The sequence below is a fragment of the Streptomyces sp. NPDC091272 genome, from assembly GCF_044757485.1.
Taxonomy (GTDB): Bacteria; Actinomycetota; Actinomycetes; order Streptomycetales; family Streptomycetaceae; genus Streptomyces.
The window spans coordinates 178821-197607 of the sequence record NZ_JBIVVC010000002.1; the positions used below are offsets into that span (position 1 = coordinate 178821).

Below are 18787 nucleotides of genomic sequence, written 5' to 3' on the forward strand. Positions count from 1 at the left end.
CCGGGGGCCCTCCTTCACAGAACGCCGGAACGACCGGTCAGCAGCGGCCCGCCGCACGGTCCCGGACCACCAGGTCCGTGTTGCTCGTCGTGCCGTCGATCCAGACGACCCGCTTACCGGTGTCGGCCGACGCCCACGACTGGTCACCGCGGTTGCAGGAGACGCGCTCGGCCTCCCGGGTGCCCGCCGCGTCGAACTGCCACAGCTTCGGCAGTGTCTCGTTGCGGTACTGCGTGTCGGGCAGTACCGCGCCGACCGTCACGGCCTCGTCGGACGCGGTCAGGTCGAGGGCGTACAGCGCCCCGTCACCGGCCTCGGGGCTGAGGTCGAGCAGCTTGCTGCCGTCCAGGTTGGCGCGGCGTACGGCCATCTGGCCGGCGTCCTCGATCTCGTCGACCAGCCAGGAGACGTGCGTCCTGGAGATGCCGGTCTGGCCGAGGCTGTTCACGACGGCCTTCTGGGGCAGGAGGTTCGTCTTCTTGGTCGTGGTGTCCAGGACCTCGACGTCGAGCTTGTACTCGTTCGTGTCCGGCCACAGCTTCGCGTACGCGACCTTGCCGTTCTTCACGGAGGGCAGCGCGGAGCTCAGGTGGTAGCGGCCTCCGTCGACGTACGCCTGCTCGCCCGTCCGCAGGTTCTTGTACGCGGCGTGCCGCCCGCCGAAGGGGTCGCTCTCCTCCCAGACCACCAGGTCACCGTCGATCCGCAGGCCCTGGAGGTCGGTGTACGAGGACCAGATCTTCTTGACCGGGCCACCCGCGACCGGCCGGACCAGGACGTCGATGCCGGTGCTGCCGAACGCCGCCCAGACGACGTTCTTGCCGTCCGTCGCCGGGTAGACGTGGAAGCGGCCGTCGTTCGGGCTGACCAGCTTGGGCGAACCCTTGCCGTCGGTGCGGCCCGTGTAGACCGAGTACGGCTCGGAGCCGTCGTCGTTGGACTTGGAGACGGCGTACTGGCCGCCGCCCGCGCCCACCCCGGTGCCCGCCGTGTTGAGCTTGCCCAGCAGGGTGTCGGAGTCCGTGCCCAGCGCGTCCTCCCAGCCGGGGACGATGCCGTGCGCGTTGAAGGAGCGCTTGATGACGTTCTGCTGCTTCGCCGTCGCCTTGAGGTCCTTGGCCGCGGCGATGATCGCGTTGCGGCCCTCGGTGAAGCCGTCCAGCGGGGTGAGGTACTCGGCGAGCGCCTTGTGGACGATGGCGTCGGCGAGGTCCTTGTCGAGATCCTGGCGGATGTCCCAGAGGGCGCCGGAGAAGATCGTCGAGTTGAGGTGCACCCCGCCGTTGTCGACGTCGTAGGAGACGCCGAGGAAGTCCTTGGACGTGGTGCGGCCGTCGTTCATGTCACGCAGGGCGCACTCCCGCGCGGGGAGCGTGCGGCACAGGTCCTCACCGAGGAGCCCCGAGTCCGGGTCGTCCATGGCGGTGCCGGAGGTGTTGGTGTCGATCGCGTTGCCGAAGTAGTCGGCGATGCCTTCGTTGAGCGCGCCCGACTGGCCGACGTACACCAGGTTGGCGGTGTTCTCGACGACGCCGTGCGTCATCTCGTGGCCGACCACGTCGATGTCCGAGGCGAGCGGCTTGTACTCGTCGTCGCCGACGCCGTACACCATCTTTGTGCCGTCCCAGAAGGCGTTGACCCACGGCTGGCCGCCGTTCGTCACGCCCACCAGGGAGTTGATGGCCATGCCGCGGCCGTCGAGGCTGTCGCGCTGGTGCTTGGTCCTGTAGTAGTCGTACACCTGGGTGCCGGCCCACTGCGCGTCGATCGCGCCGGCGTCGGTCGCGTCCTTGCCGAAGTCCTGGACCGGCGAGCCGAACTCCTTGATGCCCGAGGGCCACTTGCCCGCCGCGTCGTCGGCCTCCACCCCGCGCGCGTCCCAGGTGGTGACGGAGTTCTTGGAGGTGTCCTGCATCCGCACGTAGTCGCGGAGCGTGTACTCCTTGCGGGAGGTGTCGTAGTACAGGTTCAGGCCGACCTTGGTGCCGTCGGTCCTGACGCCGGTACCGGTGGCGTCCCCGGTGCCGAACGCCTTCGCGGGGGCCCGGTCCGCCGCACCCTTCGAGCCCGCGGGCTTCGAGGCCGCAGGCTTCGAGGCCGCAGGCTTCGAGGCCGCAGGCTTCGAGGCCGCAGGCTTCGAGGCCGCAGGCTTCGAGGCCGCAGGCTTGGATGCGGCGCCCTTGGTCTGCTTGCCGCCGCCGAAGGTCTTGATGCTGCTGTACTGGAGGACCGGGAAACCGGCCTTCGCGTCGATGTAGACCTGCCGCAGCACGGCCTCGCCGGTCACCGGGTGGTGTCCCTTGACCGTGACCTGGCGGGTCAGCACGCCCTTGCCCTGCGGGAGGACCACGAGCTTGCCCGCGGTGCCGGTGAGCGCGGCGGCGGCGTCGGACTTCCGTCCCTGGTCCTGCCGTACGTCCTTCTTGGTCAGGTTCTTGCCGTTCAGCTCGCGGCTGACGGCGGCGACGGCACGCTCGACCGCGACCTTCTCGGAGACCGCTGCGGTGGTGCCGGTGGCGAGCTCCGTGAAGTACTTGCCGGAGGTGCCGGTGACGGACCGCTTGCCGCCCTCCTTCTCCATCCGGACGACGTACTGGCCGCCGAGGACGTCCACGCCCTTGTACTTCTGCTGCAGGCGTACGGTCTCGGTGCCCCCCTTGGCCACCGAGGCGACGGCCCGCAGGTCGGCCTTGGGGTCGCCGATGCGGTACCGGCTCTGCTTGTCGGCCAGGTGGCCGACGGCCGCGTCGGCAGCGCTGCCGGTCGCCTTCACAGCCTCGCTGATGCCGTCGACCAGGGCCGGGGTCTCGGTGTCGGTGCCCGGGATCACCTCGGCAGCGGGCGCCACGGGGGCCGATGGTGCGGCCTGCGCGGCGGGTACGACTCCGGCGAGGAGGGCCGCCGCTGCGAACGTCGCGGCAACCCCCTTGGATATACCGGCACTTGTGATGCCGGATCTTGTTGCACGCACTTGGGTCCTGTGCACGCTTCCCCTCCCACGGTACGGACGAGCTCTGGGCATTGCGCTCTTGGCGCGACGCGACGTGAAGCTGTCGGCGCAGCGCCATGGAAGTCGCTACGTGCGCAAGTCGGCAATGTTTCCCGTGTGTTCAGATGTGGACACGCACACTTGTGTGCATGGTGTGCGCACGAAAGAATCCGGCCCATGATCGAGGGGGAAGAACTGCACAGCCTCGGCCTGGGGGAGGTCGAGGGACGTGTCTACGAGGCCCTGCTGAGGGAACGGGCTGCCAGCACCACCGATTTGGCGCTACTTCTGGAACTCCCCGTTCCACGGATCGACGAGGCCCTGACCAGCCTTCGTAGCTCCGGATTCACCGTGCCCGCCGGCGGCGGGGTCCCGCGCCCGGCAGCTCCGGCCGCCGCCATCCGCACACTCATCCATCGCCGTCAAGCGGAACTCCACATCCGGTCAGCGGAGTTGGAGCAGCTGATGATGTCCGCGGACCGGATCGCGGGCCGTCTCACGGCGGACTCCCCGAGCGCGTCGGACGGCGGCATAGAGATCGTCACGGGCCCACGCGAGATCGGCGAGCGCGCCGACTCGCTCCTGGCCTCGGCCGAGCGGGAGGTGGTGATCCTCGACCGCCCTCCGTACGCGAAGGCGGACGCGGACCGCCCGGACCGGCCACCGGCCCTGGACATCGAGGCACTGCTCGCCCGCGGCATCACGGTCCGTGCGGTCATCGACCGGGAGGGTCTGGGCCATCCGGGCCGGATGCGTTCCCTGACCGCGCTGGCGGACCGCGGTCTGCGCGCCCGGGTCACCTCGGGGGTGCCCACCAAGCTCATCGGCATCGACCGGCGCATCACGCTTCTTCCGCCCACCGAGTCGGCCGATCCGACCGCGTCGGCACTGGTGGTGGGTGACGCACTGCTCCGCAACGCGCTGCTCCCGCTCTTCGAGACGGTGTGGGACCGTTCCATCCCGCTCGGCGGCGGCGGCGATGGTGCGGAACCCACGACCGACCCCGCGACGGGCCAGCAGCGGGAGTTACTCGGCCTGCTGGCGGCCGGCCTCAAGGACGAGGCGATAGCCCGCCGGCTCGGCGTGCACGTCCACACGGCCCGCCGCCGGATCAGCCGTCTGCTGGCGTCCCTGAACGCGGAGACCCGCTTCCAGGCGGGGGCGCAGGCGGCGGCCAGGGGGTGGCTGGCCTGAGACACGAGGCGCGGGGGCGGGAACGCACGAGGCGCGGGGCGGGAATCGGGAACGAGGACACGGAACCTGGACACTCCCCGCCCCGCCCCTATCCTCACCGGACGGCATCGCGCGTCGGCCACCGGCTGGGTGGGGCGTGGAGGTAGCCCGTGAGTTTGCCCTACGGAGGCATTCCACAGTGTCGGTCCAGCTGAATCACACGATCGTCTTCTCCCGTGACAACCGGGAATCCGCAGAGTTCTTCGCCCACGTCATGGGCCTCGAAGTAGGCACCCGATGGGGCCCGTTCATCCAGGTCACTCTCGCGAACGGCGTCGACCTCGACTTCGCGACGCTCCCGCCCACGCAGGACGTCTTCCCGCAGCACTACGCGTTCCTCGTCCCCGAGGACGAGTTCGACGCCATCCTCGCCCGGATCCGGGCACTGGACCTGCCGTACACGGCCGACCCGCACGGCAAACAGCCGGGCGAGATCAACCATAACGACGGCGGCCGGGGCGTCTACTTCCCCGACCCGTCAGGCCACGGCCTGGAAATCATCACGGTGCCCTACGGAGGCTTCTCCGCGGCGTAGCACCGCACTCAGCCCCCGGGCTACGCGGCTCCAGGTGGGGCCCGCGCGAGCGACACGCGCGGGCCCCACCCACCCCGGCCGGTCCGCTCCCCGCCCTACCCCTCGTACGTCTCGTCGAAGATCTCCTCGGCGGTGGAAACAGTCCAGGCACGTTCCGCCCACCGGCCGAGCACATCGAGGTCCACGCAGGAGGCGATCTGCTCCCGGGCTTCGAGGGACGGCTCCAGCCCCCGCCGCTCCAGCACCATCAAAATCGCCGCGGCACGCTCCTGCGCACGGCCTTCCTCGCGGCCTTCCTCACGGCCTTCCTCACGCACCTTCTGAGCAGCTTCGGAGCGGAAGAAGATATTCATGGTGTCCATCAGTTTCCTCCAGGTCCGCCGGGCCGACTCGTCCGCAAGGCCCGCCTCGACGTACTCGGCGTAGATCACCGCTTCGTTCGGATCCAAGGCGTCCAGGGCGTCGGCCAGTGACTTCAGTATGGCAGTGACGTCCGGGTCACTACCATGCGTGATCGCCGAGAACACGGCGAGTGGGACGTTACTGCGCACCTGCCCCGCCTCGGCGATCACCGGGACGTTGTCCGGCCCCAGAACCAGGGGCCGGACCAGCAAGGACGGCAGTCCGGGCAGCCCGAACTCGATCGGCTTCGCTGCCCACCGCGCTGTTGCCCGGTCGTGGCACAGAACCAGAAGCACAGGCTGGCCGTCGTACTTGTCCAGCAGATACGCCAGGTAGTACGCCCAGCTTCGTCGCTTGCGTGCAACCGGGCGGCCCTGCGACTCCAGGACGACGAAGTATGTCTCGTCCCTGGTGTCGATGCGCAGAATCGTATCGGCCCGGCGCTCGATCGCCTCGATCTCGGTCAGATCCACACTGACGGGTTCGATCTTTTCGTACACGGGAAACGGGACACCCAGCAGCTCCTGCAGAGCGCTGATCAACAAGCCGGTGTCCCGCTGGAACACCTTGTGCAGAGTTTCGTGGTGCGCTGAGACCATGACCGTGACGCTAGGGCGGGTCTGGCATGTGCGGTGGGCACATGCCAGACGTTCACCCGATCGGGTTATGCGGGCTCCTAACCCGCGAGAACCAGGTCCCGTGCCTTCGACCCGAGTTCGAGTGCTTCGGCGGGTTCGGTGACCCGTTGCTGGAGCTCCACGAACGCGCCCTGCGCGCCCCATGCGCGTACGGCGCGCAGGGTGTTGGCGATGTCTTCCGCGGTCTCGCCGGGGTTCACGTTGACGCGGATCAGCTGTCGCAGGGACTCCGGGTCCCGGCCTGCTTCCTCGGCGGCTTGGCGGGCCATGCCCCACAGTGCGTCGTGGCCGGCGTCCGGCATGGCTATGCCCACCCAGCCGGCGGCGCGGCGGCCGATGCGGTGCATGGCTGCCGGGCCGAAGCCGCCCAGGTAGACGGGCGGTCCGCCCTGCTGTGCCGGGCGCAGGTCCACGTGCGAGTCGGGGATCTGCCAGGTCTCGCCCCGGTGCCCGAACGGGTTCTCGGTCCAGATCTTCTCCAGCAGGTCGAGGATCTCGTCGAGCTGCGCGCCCCGCTTGCTGAAGTCGGCGTTGACGGAGGTGTACTCGTCCCGCATCCAGCCGACCCCGAACCCCGCGTCGAGCCGGCCGTTGCTGACGAGGTCGAGCGAGGTGAGGCTGCGGGCCAGGAGCAGGGGCGGGTACCAGGGGGCGTTGAGGGTGCTGGTGCCCAGGCGGACGCGGGTGGTGGCGGTCGCGGCGACGGTGAGGGCGACCAGCGGGTCGACGAAGCGCTTGAAGCCTTCGGGGTACGGGTCCTCCTTCGTGTATCCCGGGTACACGTCGCTCGGCTCGACCGGCGCCAGGGAGCGGTCGCCGACCCAGAGGGAGTCGAAGCCGAGCTGTTCGGCGTCCCTCGCGTAGGCGGCGATGAGCTCGGGGCGCGCGTGGCTGCCGTACTGGGGCAGGGAAATTCCGATGTCCATGTCACCTATCTGTATCACCGCGGTGAAGCATGGCGTGAGGGGTGGCACGGGATCAACTCCCGTGCCACCCCTGTGATTTGAGTGGCCGTTACGCGGCGACCGTGGCCGCCACCCGAGCCGGTGCCAGGGCGATCTCCAGTACCTGGCGGACGTCCGTCACCGGGTGGACCTCCAGCTTTTCGAGGATCTCGGCCGGTACGTCGTCCAGGTCGGGCTCGTTCCGCTTGGGGATGATCACCGTGGTGGTACCGGCCCGGTGGGCGGCGAGCAGCTTCTGCTTCAGACCGCCGATGGGCAGGACCCGGCCGGTCAGGGACACCTCGCCGGTCATGGCCACGTCGGTGCGGACCAGCCGGCCGGAGAGGAGGGAGGCGAGGGCGGTGGTGAGGGTGATGCCCGCACTCGGACCGTCCTTGGGAACCGCACCCGCCGGGAAGTGGATGTGGATGCCCCGCTCCTTCAAGTCCCTCACGGGCAGTTCCAGTTCGGCGCCGTGCGAGCGGAGGAAGGAGAGGGCGATCTGCGCGGACTCCTTCATCACGTCGCCGAGCTGGCCCGTGAGGGTCAGCCCCGCACCGCCGGTCTCCTCGTCGGCGAGGGAGGCCTCGACGAAGAGGACGTCGCCACCCGCGCCGGTCACGGCGAGTCCGGTGGCCACGCCGGGCACCGCGGTGCGCCGCTCGGCCGGGTCCTGGGCGGACTCGGGCACGTGGTGCGGCCGGCCGATGAGGTCCCGCAGGTCGGTGTCCTGGATGGCGAACGGCAGCTCCCGCTCCCCCAGTTCGTGCTGGGCCGCGACCTTGCGGAGCAGCCGGGAGACCGCGCGCTCCAGGTTCCGTACGCCCGCCTCCCGGGTGTACTCCCCCGCCAGCTTGCGCAGCGCCGACTCGTCGAGGCTGACCTCGCCCGGCTCCAGACCCGCGCGGTCGAGCTGGCGCGGCAGCAGGTGGTCGCGGGCGATGACGACCTTCTCGTCCTCGGTGTAACCGTCCAGACGGACCAGTTCCATACGGTCCAGGAGCGCCTCGGGGATGGATTCCAGGACGTTGGCGGTGGCGAGGAAGACGACGTCGGAGAGGTCGAGCTCGACCTCCAGGTAGTGGTCACGGAAGGTGTGGTTCTGCGCCGGGTCCAGCACCTCCAGCAGTGCCGCCGCCGGGTCGCCCCGGAAGTCGGAGCCGACCTTGTCGATCTCGTCGAGGAGGACGACCGGGTTCATCGACCCGGCCTCCTTGACGGCCCGGACGATTCGGCCGGGGAGCGCGCCGACGTAGGTACGGCGGTGGCCGCGGATCTCCGCCTCGTCGCGCACGCCGCCGAGCGCGACCCGGACGAACTTGCGGCCCATCGCGTGGGCGACGGACTCACCGAGCGAGGTCTTGCCGACGCCGGGCGGGCCGACCAGGGCCAGCACCGCGCCGCCGCGACGGCCTCCGACCACGCCGAGGCCACGGTCGGCCCGGCGCTTGCGGACCGCCAGGTACTCGGTGATGCGCTCCTTCACGTCGTCCAGGCCCGCGTGCTCCGCGTCCAGGATCTCGCGGGCGCCCTTGATGTCGTACTGGTCCTCGGTGTGCTCGTTCCACGGCAGTTCGAGGACGGTGTCCAGCCAGGTGCGGATCCAGGAGCCCTCCGGGGACTGGTCGCTGGAGCGCTCCAGCTTCTCGACCTCCTTGAGGGCGGCCTCCCGTACCTTCTCGGGCAGGTCGGCGGCCTCGACGCGGGCGCGGTAGTCGTCGGACTCCTCGCCCTCGGCCTCGCCGTTCAGGTCTCGGAGCTCCTTGCGCACGGCGTCGAGCTGCTTGCGCAGGAGGAACTCGCGCTGCTGCTTGTCGACGCCGTCCTGGACGTCCTTCGCGATGGTCTCGGCGACGTCCTGCTCGGCCAGGTGCTCACTCAGCGCGGTCAGCGCGAGGCGCAGCCTGGCGACCGGGTCGGCGGTCTCCAGGAGCTCGACCTTCTGGCCCGTGGTCAGGAAGGGTGAGTAACCGGAGTTGTCGGCGAGCGCGGAGACGCCCTCGATCTGCTGGACCCGGTCCACGACCTGCCAGGCGCCGCGCTTCTTCAGCCAGGTGGTGGCGAGGGCCTTGTACTCCCTCACCAACTCGGCGACCGCGCCCGGCACCGGGTCGGGGTCGGCCTCGTCGATCCGGGTGCCCTCCACCCAGAGGGCGGCGCCGGGCCCGGTCGTCCCCGCGCCGATCCTGACGCGGTCGCGGGCCCGGATGAGGGCGCCCGGGTCCCCGTCGGACAGCCGGCCCACCTGCTCGACGGTGCCGAGCACGCCGGTTCCCGCGTACGTCCCGTCGATGCGCGGAACAAGCAGCACCTCCGGCTTGCTGCTTCCGGTACGGGCTGCTGCTTGTGCCGCCTCGACCGCCGCGCGCACCTCGGTGTCGGACAGGTCGAGCGGCACCACCATCCCGGGCAGCACGACCTCGTCGTCGAGCGGCAGCACGGGCAGGGTGAGCGGTGTGGACGTCGATGCCATGATCTCCCCTAGGGCAGTGAAGTTGAGCTATACCGACTCAATGCATATGAGCTCCCTGATGTTCCCCAACCGGTGTTCGCTCTGAGCGATCAGCTGTCGACGAGGATCGCCTTCGCGGGATGTAATGGCTGACATACCGAATCGACCATTACCCGTAAGCCCTCGCTCACGACGCGCACCGCCCCGCCCTGCGCGTCGTTCTGGCGCCCCGCCCGACACCCACCGCAGCAGGGAGAATCCCCCCATGGCCCTCGCCACCACCACCGACGCCGTGCGCGCCTGGACCGAAGGGTGGGCCCTTTCGCGTGGGGCCGCCGAGCCCGTGCCGCAGCCGTGGGGCGTCACGATCGACATCGGCCTGCCGAAGGCCGTCACGCGGCACGTCCTGTTCGACTCGTACGCCTCCGACGAGGCGACCGTCCGCAAGCTGCTGCGCGCGGACTCGGCCCCCGGCACCTGGATCAAGTTCGTGGAGCCGCCGGAGGCGGTGGCGCCGTGGCTGGCGGACGGCTGGGAGTACGACACCCCCGGCCATCTGATGACTCTCGCCCTGACCCCCGGCCAGAGCGCCCCCGACGTCCCGGCCGGCTATACACGGCGCAGCTGGACCAGGGGCGGGCTGACCCGCGTACTGGTGCTGGCCGCCGACGGCTCGCTCGGCGTCCGCGGCCAGGTCGCGGTCACCGGCCGCACGGCGGTCGTCGACCAGGTGGAGACGAACGCGGCGCACCGCCGACGGGGCCTGGGCACCCTGGTGATGCGCACCCTCCAGGCGTGTGCGGCGCAACAGGGCGCCGAGGACTGCGTGCTCGGCGCGACCGACGAGGGCCGCGCGCTCTACACGACGCTGGGCTGGCAGCGGCGTTCGCCCCTGACGGGCATCTTCCGGCCGTAACGCCCACCGGGCCGCCCGGTCCGCCATCGGTGCGCCGTACCGATGGAACGCATCGGTACGGTGCGTCATACGGATGGAACGCATTGGTGCGGTGCGTCGTGCCGATGGAACGCATTGGTGCAGTGCGTACGTCAGAGCGGCAACAGGCAGCAGCATCAGCCGACACCGCAGACGACGGGAGCACCATGCGATCCGCACGAGTTGGAGCAGCAGGTACCGGAGCGATGGTGGTGGCGGCCCTCTGCGGGCTGTTGCTCGCGGGGTGCGGCGAAGGGGCGGCCGGCGGTCCCGCGACCGGGAAGCCGTCCGGTCCCGAGGTCTCGGTGTCGGACAGCGGCAACGGCCCTTCCGGCGCCGCGTCACCGAGCACCGTGCCGCCCGCCCCGGCATCCACACCGCCCTCGGCACCACCGTCCACGGAAGTGCCGCCGTCCGTCGATCCGGCGCCCTCCGCGTCCGTACCCGCGCAGACGCGGCGCCTCGTCGCGGCCACGGTCAGCGGGGGCATCGACGGCCGGCACCGCAGTGTGCTGGTGAACAGCGACGGCACGTACACCACTCTGGACCGGAAGAAGCCGCCGAGGTCCGGCCGGATGCGGCCCGCCCAACTGGCCGAGCTGCGCGCCGCCCTCGCCGCGTCGGACTTCGCGAAGCTGCCCCGGGTGTCGAGGGCCGATCCGCCCGTGATGGACGGAGTGACCACCGCGATCATCTACGACGGGCACGAGGTCGCCACGGACGGAATGAAGAAGATCCCGAAGCTGGACCGGGTCGTCGCGGCGCTGCCGGGACTCGGCTGAGCGAGCCGAGGGAGGGGAGCACAGGGGATGGGGACGGATGGGCGGTCCCGGCCCCCGCCTCGGGCCGGTCACAGGTACGAGGGCGCGGCCCGCTCCGCCTTCCAGCGCCGTACGAGCGGCCAGGTCGCCAACCCCAGGCAGAGGGCCAGCGGGTGGCCGAGCGCGGTGAGCGGGTCCGCGTACGCCACCAGGTCCTGCAGCAGTACGAGCCCGACGACGCCCAGCAGTCCCCACCTCAGCCACCGCAGCCGCAGGACCCCGGCCAGCGCCCCGACGCACGCCATCAGCCCGAAACTGATGCCGAAGTCGAGCCGGTGCAGCGAGGTTTCGGGCAGGTGCCCGGCCCAGACGGCGACGCCCACCGGGACCTCGGTGGCGAGCGACGCGACGACGTGCCCGAATACGAAGACCCCGGCCGCCCTGAGCCCGCCGACGCGGCGCTCCAGCGCGGTGAGGACCACCAGGAACCCGACGGCGTACGGAGAGGCCAACCCCCCTGCCACCCACAGCGCGCTGCCGACCAGGGCGAGCACCGGGGTGTGGGTCAGGTGGGCGACGTCCGTGCTGGAGCCGCGCAGCATCGCGGAGACGGTGGCCGGGTCGCCGAGCTGCGCGTAGAGCGAGGTCGCGATCAGGACCAGGGCGTAACAGAAGGTGAAGGGGGTGCCGGTGGGCGTGGGCAGAAGATGCCAGAGGTGCCAGCAGCGACGGTCGGGGACGGAGGCAAGAGCGGAGTCGGCGCCGGGAGCGGGAGCGGTGCCGGGAGCTGGAGCGGTGCCGGGAGCTGGAGCGGTGCCGGGAGCTGGAGCGGAATCCGGACCCGGAGCGATACCGACGCCCGCACCGGGACCGGCATCCGGAGCGATACCGACGCCCGACGCAGGGCCGGTCCGCCCGGTAGACAGTCGCTGTCCGGCCGGAGCAGTCCTCTGTCCGGCCGCAGCAGTCCGAGCCGCGGTCGTCTCCCCGTACTGCCGCCGCTTCGTCTGCGCCTTCGTCCTCGACCTGGTAACTGCGCGGTCCACTGCGTGAGGCCCCATTCCCCCGGGCGCCGCGCCTGGTGGCGGGCGGCCGGAATCGTCAAGCCACGCCCGTGTCCCTCGGTCGCGTCTCTCGCGTTCGCTTGCTGCTCCTGATGCAGACAACGCCCACCCTCCGCCGAAATCTCCCGCGTCGTCTATGACTCACGTCACATCAGCTCTCACAGAGGCAACCCGCATATCGTTTCGCGCGTCCCCGGTCGCCGCTCGCCCCAGCGGCCCACGCGCAAGGCGGCGGGGCCGTGCGGACGCCCGCGACCGGCGGTCGAGACAACATTCACAAGTCCTGCACGTTTGCGCGTACAACCCTGTCCATGGTGAACAACGGGTCACCGTGCCACCACGGCGCGACACCACGCCTACGCAACGTCTACTTCCTTGTGCGCAGGGCGAGTTACGACGCGGGGACTTCCGAAGGGTCATTGCGGAATGTCGTATTCAGCAAGATTCGGGCGATGAGGAAGGACTTGCCCGACGCGTGGCATTCGGGGCACGCGTGCCCCGTCGCACCGCGTAGCCGTGAGCTGGTCAGTGCCCTTACGCTGCTCACCTGACCGCGAGATCTTACGAACGCACTCCAGGGGCGGGGCGATGGAGCAGACACACACCAGCCACAACGGACTCGCGGCCACACCCGGCGCACAGCGCCGGGTTCTGGTCGTCGAGGACGATTCCACGATTGTGGACAACATCGCGGCCCGGCTCCGTGCCGAGGGCTTCCAGGTGCAGACGGCCGGTGACGGCCCGGCGGCCGTGGACACGGCCGAGGCCTGGCAGCCGGACCTGATGGTCCTCGACATCATGCTGCCCGGCTTCGACGGGCTCGAAGTCTGCCGCCGGGTGCAGGCACAGCGTCCGGTGCCGGTGCTCATGCTCACCGCGCGCGACGACGAGACCGACATGCTCGTCGGCCTCGGTGTCGGCGCCGACGACTACATGACGAAACCGTTCTCCATGCGTGAGCTCGCAGCGCGGGTGCACGTACTGCTGCGCCGGGTCGAGCGGGCGACCATCGCCGCCGCCACTCCGCGCAGCGGCATACTGCGCCTCGGCGAGCTGGAGATCGACCACGCCCAGCGGCGGGTACGGGTGCACGGCGAGGACGTGCACCTGACGCCCACCGAGTTCGACCTGCTGGTCTGCCTGGCGAACACGCCGCGTGCGGTCCTCTCCCGGGAGCAGCTGCTCGCCGAGGTGTGGGACTGGGCGGACGCCTCTGGCACCAGGACCGTCGACAGCCACATCAAGGCGCTGCGGCGCAAGATCGGCGCGGAGCGCATCCGTACCGTGCACGGCGTGGGCTACGCGCTGGAGACGCCGGCGCCGTGAGCACCGCGGCCGGGGCGAAGAAGGAAAAGAGAGCGAAGAGGGAGCCGGGGCGGGAGAGACGGCGGCGGGTGCCCGGCCCGCGGCAGGCGCCCCGGCGCCAGGACCGCGGTTGCCCCGAATGCGGCCGGCGCGTCCGCCGTCCGCTGCTGACCGGGCTCCGCTCCGCCCGGGCCCGGAAGCAGGGCTTCCTGCGCGGCGCCGGATCCCTGCTCTCCCGCTTCCTCGCCGCCCGGTCCTTCACCCTGCGGCCGTTCACGATCAGGGCGAAGCTGATCTCGCTGGTCGTCGTGTCCGTGGCCCTCACCACGGGTCTGGTCATGGTGGCGCTCGCCACCAAGACCGAACTGCGCTTCATCACCGTCTTCTCGATCATCGCGTCGATGCTGATCACCCAGTTCGTGGCGCACAACCTCACCAAACCGCTGGACGAGATGCGGGACGTCGCCGCCGCCATGGCGCACGGCGACTACACGCAGCGGGTCGGCGGCGAGGCCAGGCGCGACGAGCTCGGCGGGCTGGCCACCACGCTGAACCGGATGGCGGACGAGCTGGAGGCGGTGGACCAGAACCGCAAGGAACTGGTCGCGAACGTCTCGCACGAGCTGCGCACCCCCATCGCCGCGCTGCGCGCCGTGCTGGAGAACGTCGTCGACGGGGTCGTCGCCGCCGATCCGGAGACCATGCGCACCGCACTCAAGCAGACCGAGCGGCTCGGCGGCCTGGTGGAGACCCTGCTGGACCTGGCGAGGCTCGACAACGGCGTCGTACCGCTCAAGGCCCGGCGCTTCGAGGTCTGGCCGTATCTGTCGGGCGTGCTGAAGGAGGCCAACCTGGCCGCCGCGCAGCGCGGGCTGGTCTCCGGGTCCGGGCACCACACGCGCAAGGACGTACATCTGCACCTGGACGTCTCGCCGCCCGAGCTGACCGCGCACGCGGACCAGGAGCGGCTGCACCAGGTCGTCGCCAACCTCATCGACAACGCCGTGAAGCACAGTCCTCCGCACGGGCGGGTCACCGTGCGGGCGCGCGCCGGAGAGCTTCCCGACAGCCTGGACCTGGAGGTCCTGGACGAGGGGCCCGGCATACCGAAGTCGGAGTGGCACCGCGTGTTCGAACGGTTCAATCAGGGGAAGGCGCCTGCCAAGCCCGGGTCCGGGAGCGACGGCGGTACGGGCCTCGGTCTGGCGATCGCGCGCTGGGCCGTGGACCTCCACGGCGGCCGGATCGGGGTGGCCGAATCCGAACGCGGCTGCCGCATCCAGGTCACCCTTCCGGGGACTGCTCGCGCACGTAGTTGACGTAGGGTTCGAACCAGAAACGGACGTATCGCGTCCGTCCTGCCAGGATGCGGGGCTGAAGGTCGCATCCTCGGTCGGATGCACCTGGGGCGGCACTCATCCATGGCCGGCTGTCGCGCGGCTTACAGCGGAACCACGCTTGTTTCCCGCCATTTCGTGCGCCGAAACCAGCTCTCCGATGTGACTTACACGACGGATGGCCCGCCCGGTCTGCATCTCCCGGCCGGGGAGGCGTAGCCTTTATTTCCGCTGTCCACCACCTTGCGAAGCGGAAGAGGGCGGTTAACGCCGTGTCGTCTCAGTCCACCAGTAGCTCCAGTCATTCATCGACCGACCAGGACGGGCAGGGGAAGAACCCAGCTGCGGCCTTCGGTCCCAATGAGTGGCTCGTCGACGAGATCTACCAGCAGTACCTCCAGGACCCCAGTTCCGTCGACCGAGCGTGGTGGGACTTCTTCGCCGACTACAAGCCGGGCGCGGGAGCCTCCGGCGGTACGGGCGAGAAGTCGGCCACCGGTGGCAATGGTGCGTCGGGCGCCGCGCAGGCCGCGACCACGGCCGCCCCGGCCCAGGCTCCCGCCGCCGAGCAGACCCCCGCCGCCGGGAAGCCCGCCGATGCGCCGGCCGCCTCCGGTGCCGGGACGGCGCCCGCCGAGGCCGCCGAGCCGGCGCAGAGCGCCTCCGCCCCGAGCACCGCGCAGGCATCCACCACCGCCCAGCCCGCCGCCAAGGCTTCCGCCCGGCCCGCCGCCAAGGCACCGGCATCCGCTCCCGCTCAGAAGGCCGCACCTGTGAAGCCCGCCGCTGCCGAAGGGGCCACCGCCCCGGCCGGTCCCGAGTTCGTCACCCTGCGCGGCCCCGCCGCCGCCGTCGCGAAGAACATGAACGCCTCCGTCGAGGTGCCCACCGCGACGTCCGTGCGCGCCGTGCCGGTGAAGCTGCTCTTCGACAACCGCATCGTCATCAACAACCACCTGAAGCGCGCCAGGGGCGGGAAGATCTCCTTCACCCACCTCATCGGCTTCGCGATGGTGCAGGCCATCAAGGCCATGCCGTCGATGAACCACTCCTTCGCGCAGAAGGACGGCAAGCCGACCCTGGTGAAGCCGGAGCACATCAACTTCGGCCTCGCCATCGACCTGGTGAAGCCCAACGGCGACCGCCAGCTCGTCGTCGCCGGCATCAAGAAGGCCGAGACGCTCGACTTCTTCGAGTTCTGGCAGGCCTACGAGGACATCGTCCGCCGCGCCCGCGACAACAAGCTGACGATGGACGACTTCACCGGTGTCACGGTCTCCCTCACCAACCCGGGCGGCCTCGGCACCGTGCACTCCGTGCCGCGTCTGATGCCCGGACAGTCGGTCATCATGGGCGTCGGCTCGATGGACTACCCGGCGGAGTTCCAGGGCACCAGCCAGGACACGCTCAACAAGCTCGGCATCTCGAAGGTCATGACCCTGACCTCGACGTACGACCACCGGGTGATCCAGGGCGCCGCCTCCGGCGAGTTCCTGCGCACCGTCGCCAACCTGCTGCTGGGCGAGAGCGGTTTCTACGACGAGATCTTCAAGGCGCTGCGGATCCCCTACGAGCCGGTCCGCTGGCTCAAGGACATCGACGCCTCGCACGACAACGACGTGACGAAGGCCGCCCGCGTCTTCGAGCTCATCCACTCCTACCGGGTGCGCGGCCACGTCATGGCCGACACCGACCCGCTGGAGTACAAGCAGCGCAAGCACCCCGACCTCGACATCAACGAGCACGGGCTGACGCTGTGGGACCTGGAGCGCGAGTTCGCCGTCGGCGGCTTCGCCTCGAAGTCGATGATGAAGCTCCGCGACATCCTCGGCGTGCTGCGCGACTCGTACTGCCGCACCACCGGCATCGAGTTCATGCACATCCAGGACCCGAAGCAGCGCAAGTGGATCCAGGACCGGGTGGAGCGCCCGCACTCCAAGCCCGAGCGCGAGGAGCAGCTGCGCATCCTCCGCCGCCTCAACGCGGCCGAGGCCTTCGAGACCTTCCTGCAGACCAAGTACGTCGGCCAGAAGCGCTTCTCCCTGGAGGGCGGCGAGTCGGTGATCCCGCTGCTCGACGCGGTCATCGACAGCGCGGCCGAGTCGCGCCTGGACGAGGTCGTCATCGGCATGGCCCACCGCGGCCGGCTGAACGTCCTGGCGAACATCGTCGGCAAGTCGTACGCGCAGATCTTCCGCGAGTTCGAGGGCAACCTCGACCCGACGTCGATGCACGGCTCCGGCGACGTGAAGTACCACCTGGGCGCGCACGGCACCTTCACCGGTCTGGACGGTGAGCAGATCAAGGTCTCGCTCGCCGCGAACCCGTCCCACCTGGAGACGGTCGACCCGATCATCGAGGGCATCGCCCGCGCCAAGCAGGACATCATCAACAAGGGCGGCACGGACTTCACGGTCCTGCCCCTCGCGCTGCACGGCGACGCGGCCTTCGCGGGCCAGGGCGTCGTGGCCGAGACCCTGAACATGTCGCAGCTGCGCGGCTACCGCACCGGCGGCACGATCCACATCGTGATCAACAACCAGGTCGGCTTCACCGCATCCCCGGAGTCGGCCCGCTCCTCGATGTACGCCACGGACGTGGCCCGCATGATCGAGGCGCCGATCTTCCACGTGAACGGCGACGACCCGGAGGCCGTGGTCCGCGTCGCGCGCCTGGCCTTCGAGTTCCGCCAGACGTTCAACAAGGACGTCGTCATCGACCTGATCTGCTACCGCCGCCGCGGGCACAACGAGACGGACAACCCGTCCTTCACCAACCCGCAGATGTACACCCTGATCGACAAGAAGCGTTCGGTGCGCAAGCTCTACACCGAGTCGCTGATCGGTCGCGGTGACATCACCCTCGAAGAGGCCGAGCAGGCGCTCCAGGACTTCCAGGGGCAGCTGGAGAAGGTGTTCGCCGAGGTCCGCGAGGCCACCCAGGCCCCGGCGTCCGCGCCCGTCCCGCAGCCCGAGGCGTCCTTCCCCGCGTCCGTGGAAACCGCGATCTCCCAGGAGGTCGTGAAGCGGATCGCCTCCTCGCAGGTCAACATCCCCGACAACGTCACCGTGCACCCGCGGCTCATGCCGCAGATGCAGCGCCGGATGGCGATGATCGAGGACGGCACGATCGACTGGGGCATGGGCGAGACCCTCGCCATCGGTTCGCTCCTCATGGAGGGCACCCCGGTCCGCCTGTCCGGCCAGGACTCGCGCCGCGGTACCTTCGGCCAGCGCCACGCGGTCCTCGTCGACCAGCACACCGGCGAGGACTACACCCCGCTGAACTACCTCTCCGACGAGCAGGCCCGCTACAACGTCTACGACTCGCTGCTCTCCGAGTACGCGGTGATGGGCTTCGAGTACGGCTACTCGCTGGCCCGCCCCGAGGCGCTCGTGCTCTGGGAGGCCCAGTTCGGCGACTTCGTCAACGGCGCCCAGTCCGTCGTCGACGAGTACATCTCGGCCGCCGAGCAGAAGTGGGGCCAGCACTCCGGCGTCACCCTGCTCCTGCCGCACGGCTACGAGGGCCAGGGCCCGGACCACTCGTCCGCCCGCATCGAGCGCTTCCTGCAGCTGTGCGCCCAGGACAACATGACCGTCGCCATGCCGACGCTCCCGTCCAACTACTTCCACCTGCTGCGCTGGCAGGTCCACAACCCGCACCACAAGCCGCTCATCGTCTTCACCCCGAAGTCGATGCTGCGTCTGAAGGCGGCGGCGTCGAAGGCCGAGGAGTTCACGACGGGCGGCTTCCGCCCCGTCATCGGCGACGACTCGGTGGAGGCCGCCTCGGTCCGCAAGGTCGTCTTCTGCTCCGGCAAGGTCTACTACGACCTGGAGGCCGAGCGGCAGAAGCGCGGCGCCACGGACACCGCGATCATCCGCCTTGAGCGCCTGTACCCCCTCCCGGGTGCGGAGCTCCAGGCCGAGATCGCCAAGTACCCGAACGCCGAGAAGTACCTGTGGACCCAGGAGGAGCCGGCGAACCAGGGCGCCTGGCCGTTCATCGCCCTCAACCTGATCGACCACCTGGACCTGGCCGTCGGCGCGGACATCCCGCACGGCGAACGCCTGCGCCGCATCTCCCGCCCGCACAGCTCCTCCCCCGCGGTCGGCTCGGCCAAGCGCCACCAGGCGGAGCAGCAGGCCCTGTGCGACGAGGTCTTCGACGCGTAGCCGCTGCCGCAAGCA

Annotated in this window: 12 protein-coding genes; 7 read left to right on the plus strand and 5 right to left on the minus strand. The window is 70.1% G+C overall.

Annotated elements, in window-relative coordinates; translation table 11 throughout:
• Window positions 1–37: 37 nt before the first annotated feature.
• Window positions 38–3022: a M4 family metallopeptidase gene (locus ACIQM4_RS05625; RefSeq protein ID WP_401586497.1), complete on the minus strand. Its 2985-nt coding sequence runs from the start codon at window positions 3020–3022 to the stop codon at window positions 38–40.
• Window positions 3023–3166: 144 nt separating this feature from the next.
• Here ACIQM4_RS05625 and ACIQM4_RS05630 point away from each other — a divergent pair, with 144 nt between their 5' ends.
• Both ACIQM4_RS05630 and ACIQM4_RS05635 read left to right on the plus strand, forming a co-directional pair.
• Entirely contained in the window at window positions 3167–4183 is a 1017-nt protein-coding gene (locus tag ACIQM4_RS05630; protein WP_401586499.1) for a TrmB family transcriptional regulator, read from the plus strand.
• A 178-nt stretch (window positions 4184–4361) separates the two neighbouring features.
• Window positions 4362–4757 carry a VOC family protein gene (locus ACIQM4_RS05635; protein ID WP_401586502.1) on the plus strand — a complete coding sequence of 132 codons (396 nt, stop codon included), beginning with the start codon at window positions 4362–4364 and terminating at the stop codon, window positions 4755–4757.
• A 95-nt stretch (window positions 4758–4852) separates the two neighbouring features.
• Here ACIQM4_RS05635 and ACIQM4_RS05640 read toward each other — a convergent pair whose 3' ends face one another.
• From ACIQM4_RS05640 to lon, 3 genes are all read right to left on the minus strand, one after another.
• Window positions 4853–5758, minus strand: a complete 906-nt coding sequence (locus ACIQM4_RS05640) for a hypothetical protein (RefSeq protein WP_401586504.1) — start codon at window positions 5756–5758, stop codon at window positions 4853–4855.
• A 77-nt stretch (window positions 5759–5835) separates the two neighbouring features.
• A complete protein-coding gene (locus ACIQM4_RS05645; RefSeq protein ID WP_401586507.1) occupies window positions 5836–6723 on the minus strand; it encodes a TIGR03619 family F420-dependent LLM class oxidoreductase in 888 nt (295 codons plus the stop codon).
• A gap of 88 nt (window positions 6724–6811) precedes the next feature.
• On the minus strand, window positions 6812–9214 hold the full coding sequence (gene lon, locus ACIQM4_RS05650) for an endopeptidase La (protein WP_401586509.1): 2403 nt from the start codon (window positions 9212–9214) through the stop codon (window positions 6812–6814).
• 244 nt (window positions 9215–9458) lie between these two features.
• On the opposite strand from lon, the gene ACIQM4_RS05655 reads away from it, so the two are divergent.
• Window positions 9459–10109, plus strand: coding sequence for a GNAT family N-acetyltransferase (locus ACIQM4_RS05655; RefSeq protein WP_401586512.1), 651 nt, complete (start codon window positions 9459–9461; stop codon window positions 10107–10109).
• Window positions 10110–10294: 185 nt separating this feature from the next.
• On the plus strand, window positions 10295–10909 hold the full coding sequence (locus ACIQM4_RS05660; protein ID WP_401586515.1) for a hypothetical protein: 615 nt from the start codon (window positions 10295–10297) through the stop codon (window positions 10907–10909).
• A 68-nt stretch (window positions 10910–10977) separates the two neighbouring features.
• Here ACIQM4_RS05660 and ACIQM4_RS05665 read toward each other — a convergent pair whose 3' ends face one another.
• Window positions 10978–11775 carry a rhomboid-like protein gene (locus tag ACIQM4_RS05665; protein WP_401588102.1) on the minus strand — a complete coding sequence of 266 codons (798 nt, stop codon included), beginning with the start codon at window positions 11773–11775 and terminating at the stop codon, window positions 10978–10980.
• 765 nt (window positions 11776–12540) lie between these two features.
• Between ACIQM4_RS05665 and ACIQM4_RS05670 the strand changes: the two genes are divergently transcribed.
• The 3 genes from ACIQM4_RS05670 (at window position 12541) to ACIQM4_RS05680 (ending at window position 18772) form a co-directional block, all read left to right on the plus strand.
• Window positions 12541–13278, plus strand: coding sequence for a response regulator transcription factor (locus tag ACIQM4_RS05670; RefSeq protein ID WP_362418308.1), 738 nt, complete (start codon window positions 12541–12543; stop codon window positions 13276–13278).
• Window positions 13279–13520: 242 nt separating this feature from the next.
• Entirely contained in the window at window positions 13521–14576 is a 1056-nt protein-coding gene (locus ACIQM4_RS05675) for a sensor histidine kinase (protein WP_401588105.1), read from the plus strand.
• A 290-nt stretch (window positions 14577–14866) separates the two neighbouring features.
• Window positions 14867–18772, plus strand: coding sequence for a multifunctional oxoglutarate decarboxylase/oxoglutarate dehydrogenase thiamine pyrophosphate-binding subunit/dihydrolipoyllysine-residue succinyltransferase subunit (locus ACIQM4_RS05680; protein ID WP_401586517.1), 3906 nt, complete (start codon window positions 14867–14869; stop codon window positions 18770–18772).
• Window positions 18773–18787: the final 15 nt, after the last annotated feature.

What these genes read in the sequence shown, in the direction of transcription:
- lon (WP_401586509.1), bottom strand. Translation starts at nt 9,214, where the DNA reads ATGGCATCGACGTCCACACCGCTCACCCTGCCCGTGCTGCCGCTCGAC.
- ACIQM4_RS05655 (WP_401586512.1), top strand. Translation starts at nt 9,459, where the DNA reads ATGGCCCTCGCCACCACCACCGACGCCGTGCGCGCCTGGACCGAAGGG.
- ACIQM4_RS05625 (WP_401586497.1), bottom strand. Translation starts at nt 3,022, where the DNA reads ATGCCCAGAGCTCGTCCGTACCGTGGGAGGGGAAGCGTGCACAGGACC.
- ACIQM4_RS05645 (WP_401586507.1), bottom strand. Translation starts at nt 6,723, where the DNA reads ATGGACATCGGAATTTCCCTGCCCCAGTACGGCAGCCACGCGCGCCCC.
- ACIQM4_RS05640 (WP_401586504.1), bottom strand. Translation starts at nt 5,758, where the DNA reads ATGGTCTCAGCGCACCACGAAACTCTGCACAAGGTGTTCCAGCGGGAC.
- ACIQM4_RS05670 (WP_362418308.1), top strand. Translation starts at nt 12,541, where the DNA reads ATGGAGCAGACACACACCAGCCACAACGGACTCGCGGCCACACCCGGC.
- ACIQM4_RS05630 (WP_401586499.1), top strand. Translation starts at nt 3,167, where the DNA reads ATGATCGAGGGGGAAGAACTGCACAGCCTCGGCCTGGGGGAGGTCGAG.
- ACIQM4_RS05660 (WP_401586515.1), top strand. Translation starts at nt 10,295, where the DNA reads ATGCGATCCGCACGAGTTGGAGCAGCAGGTACCGGAGCGATGGTGGTG.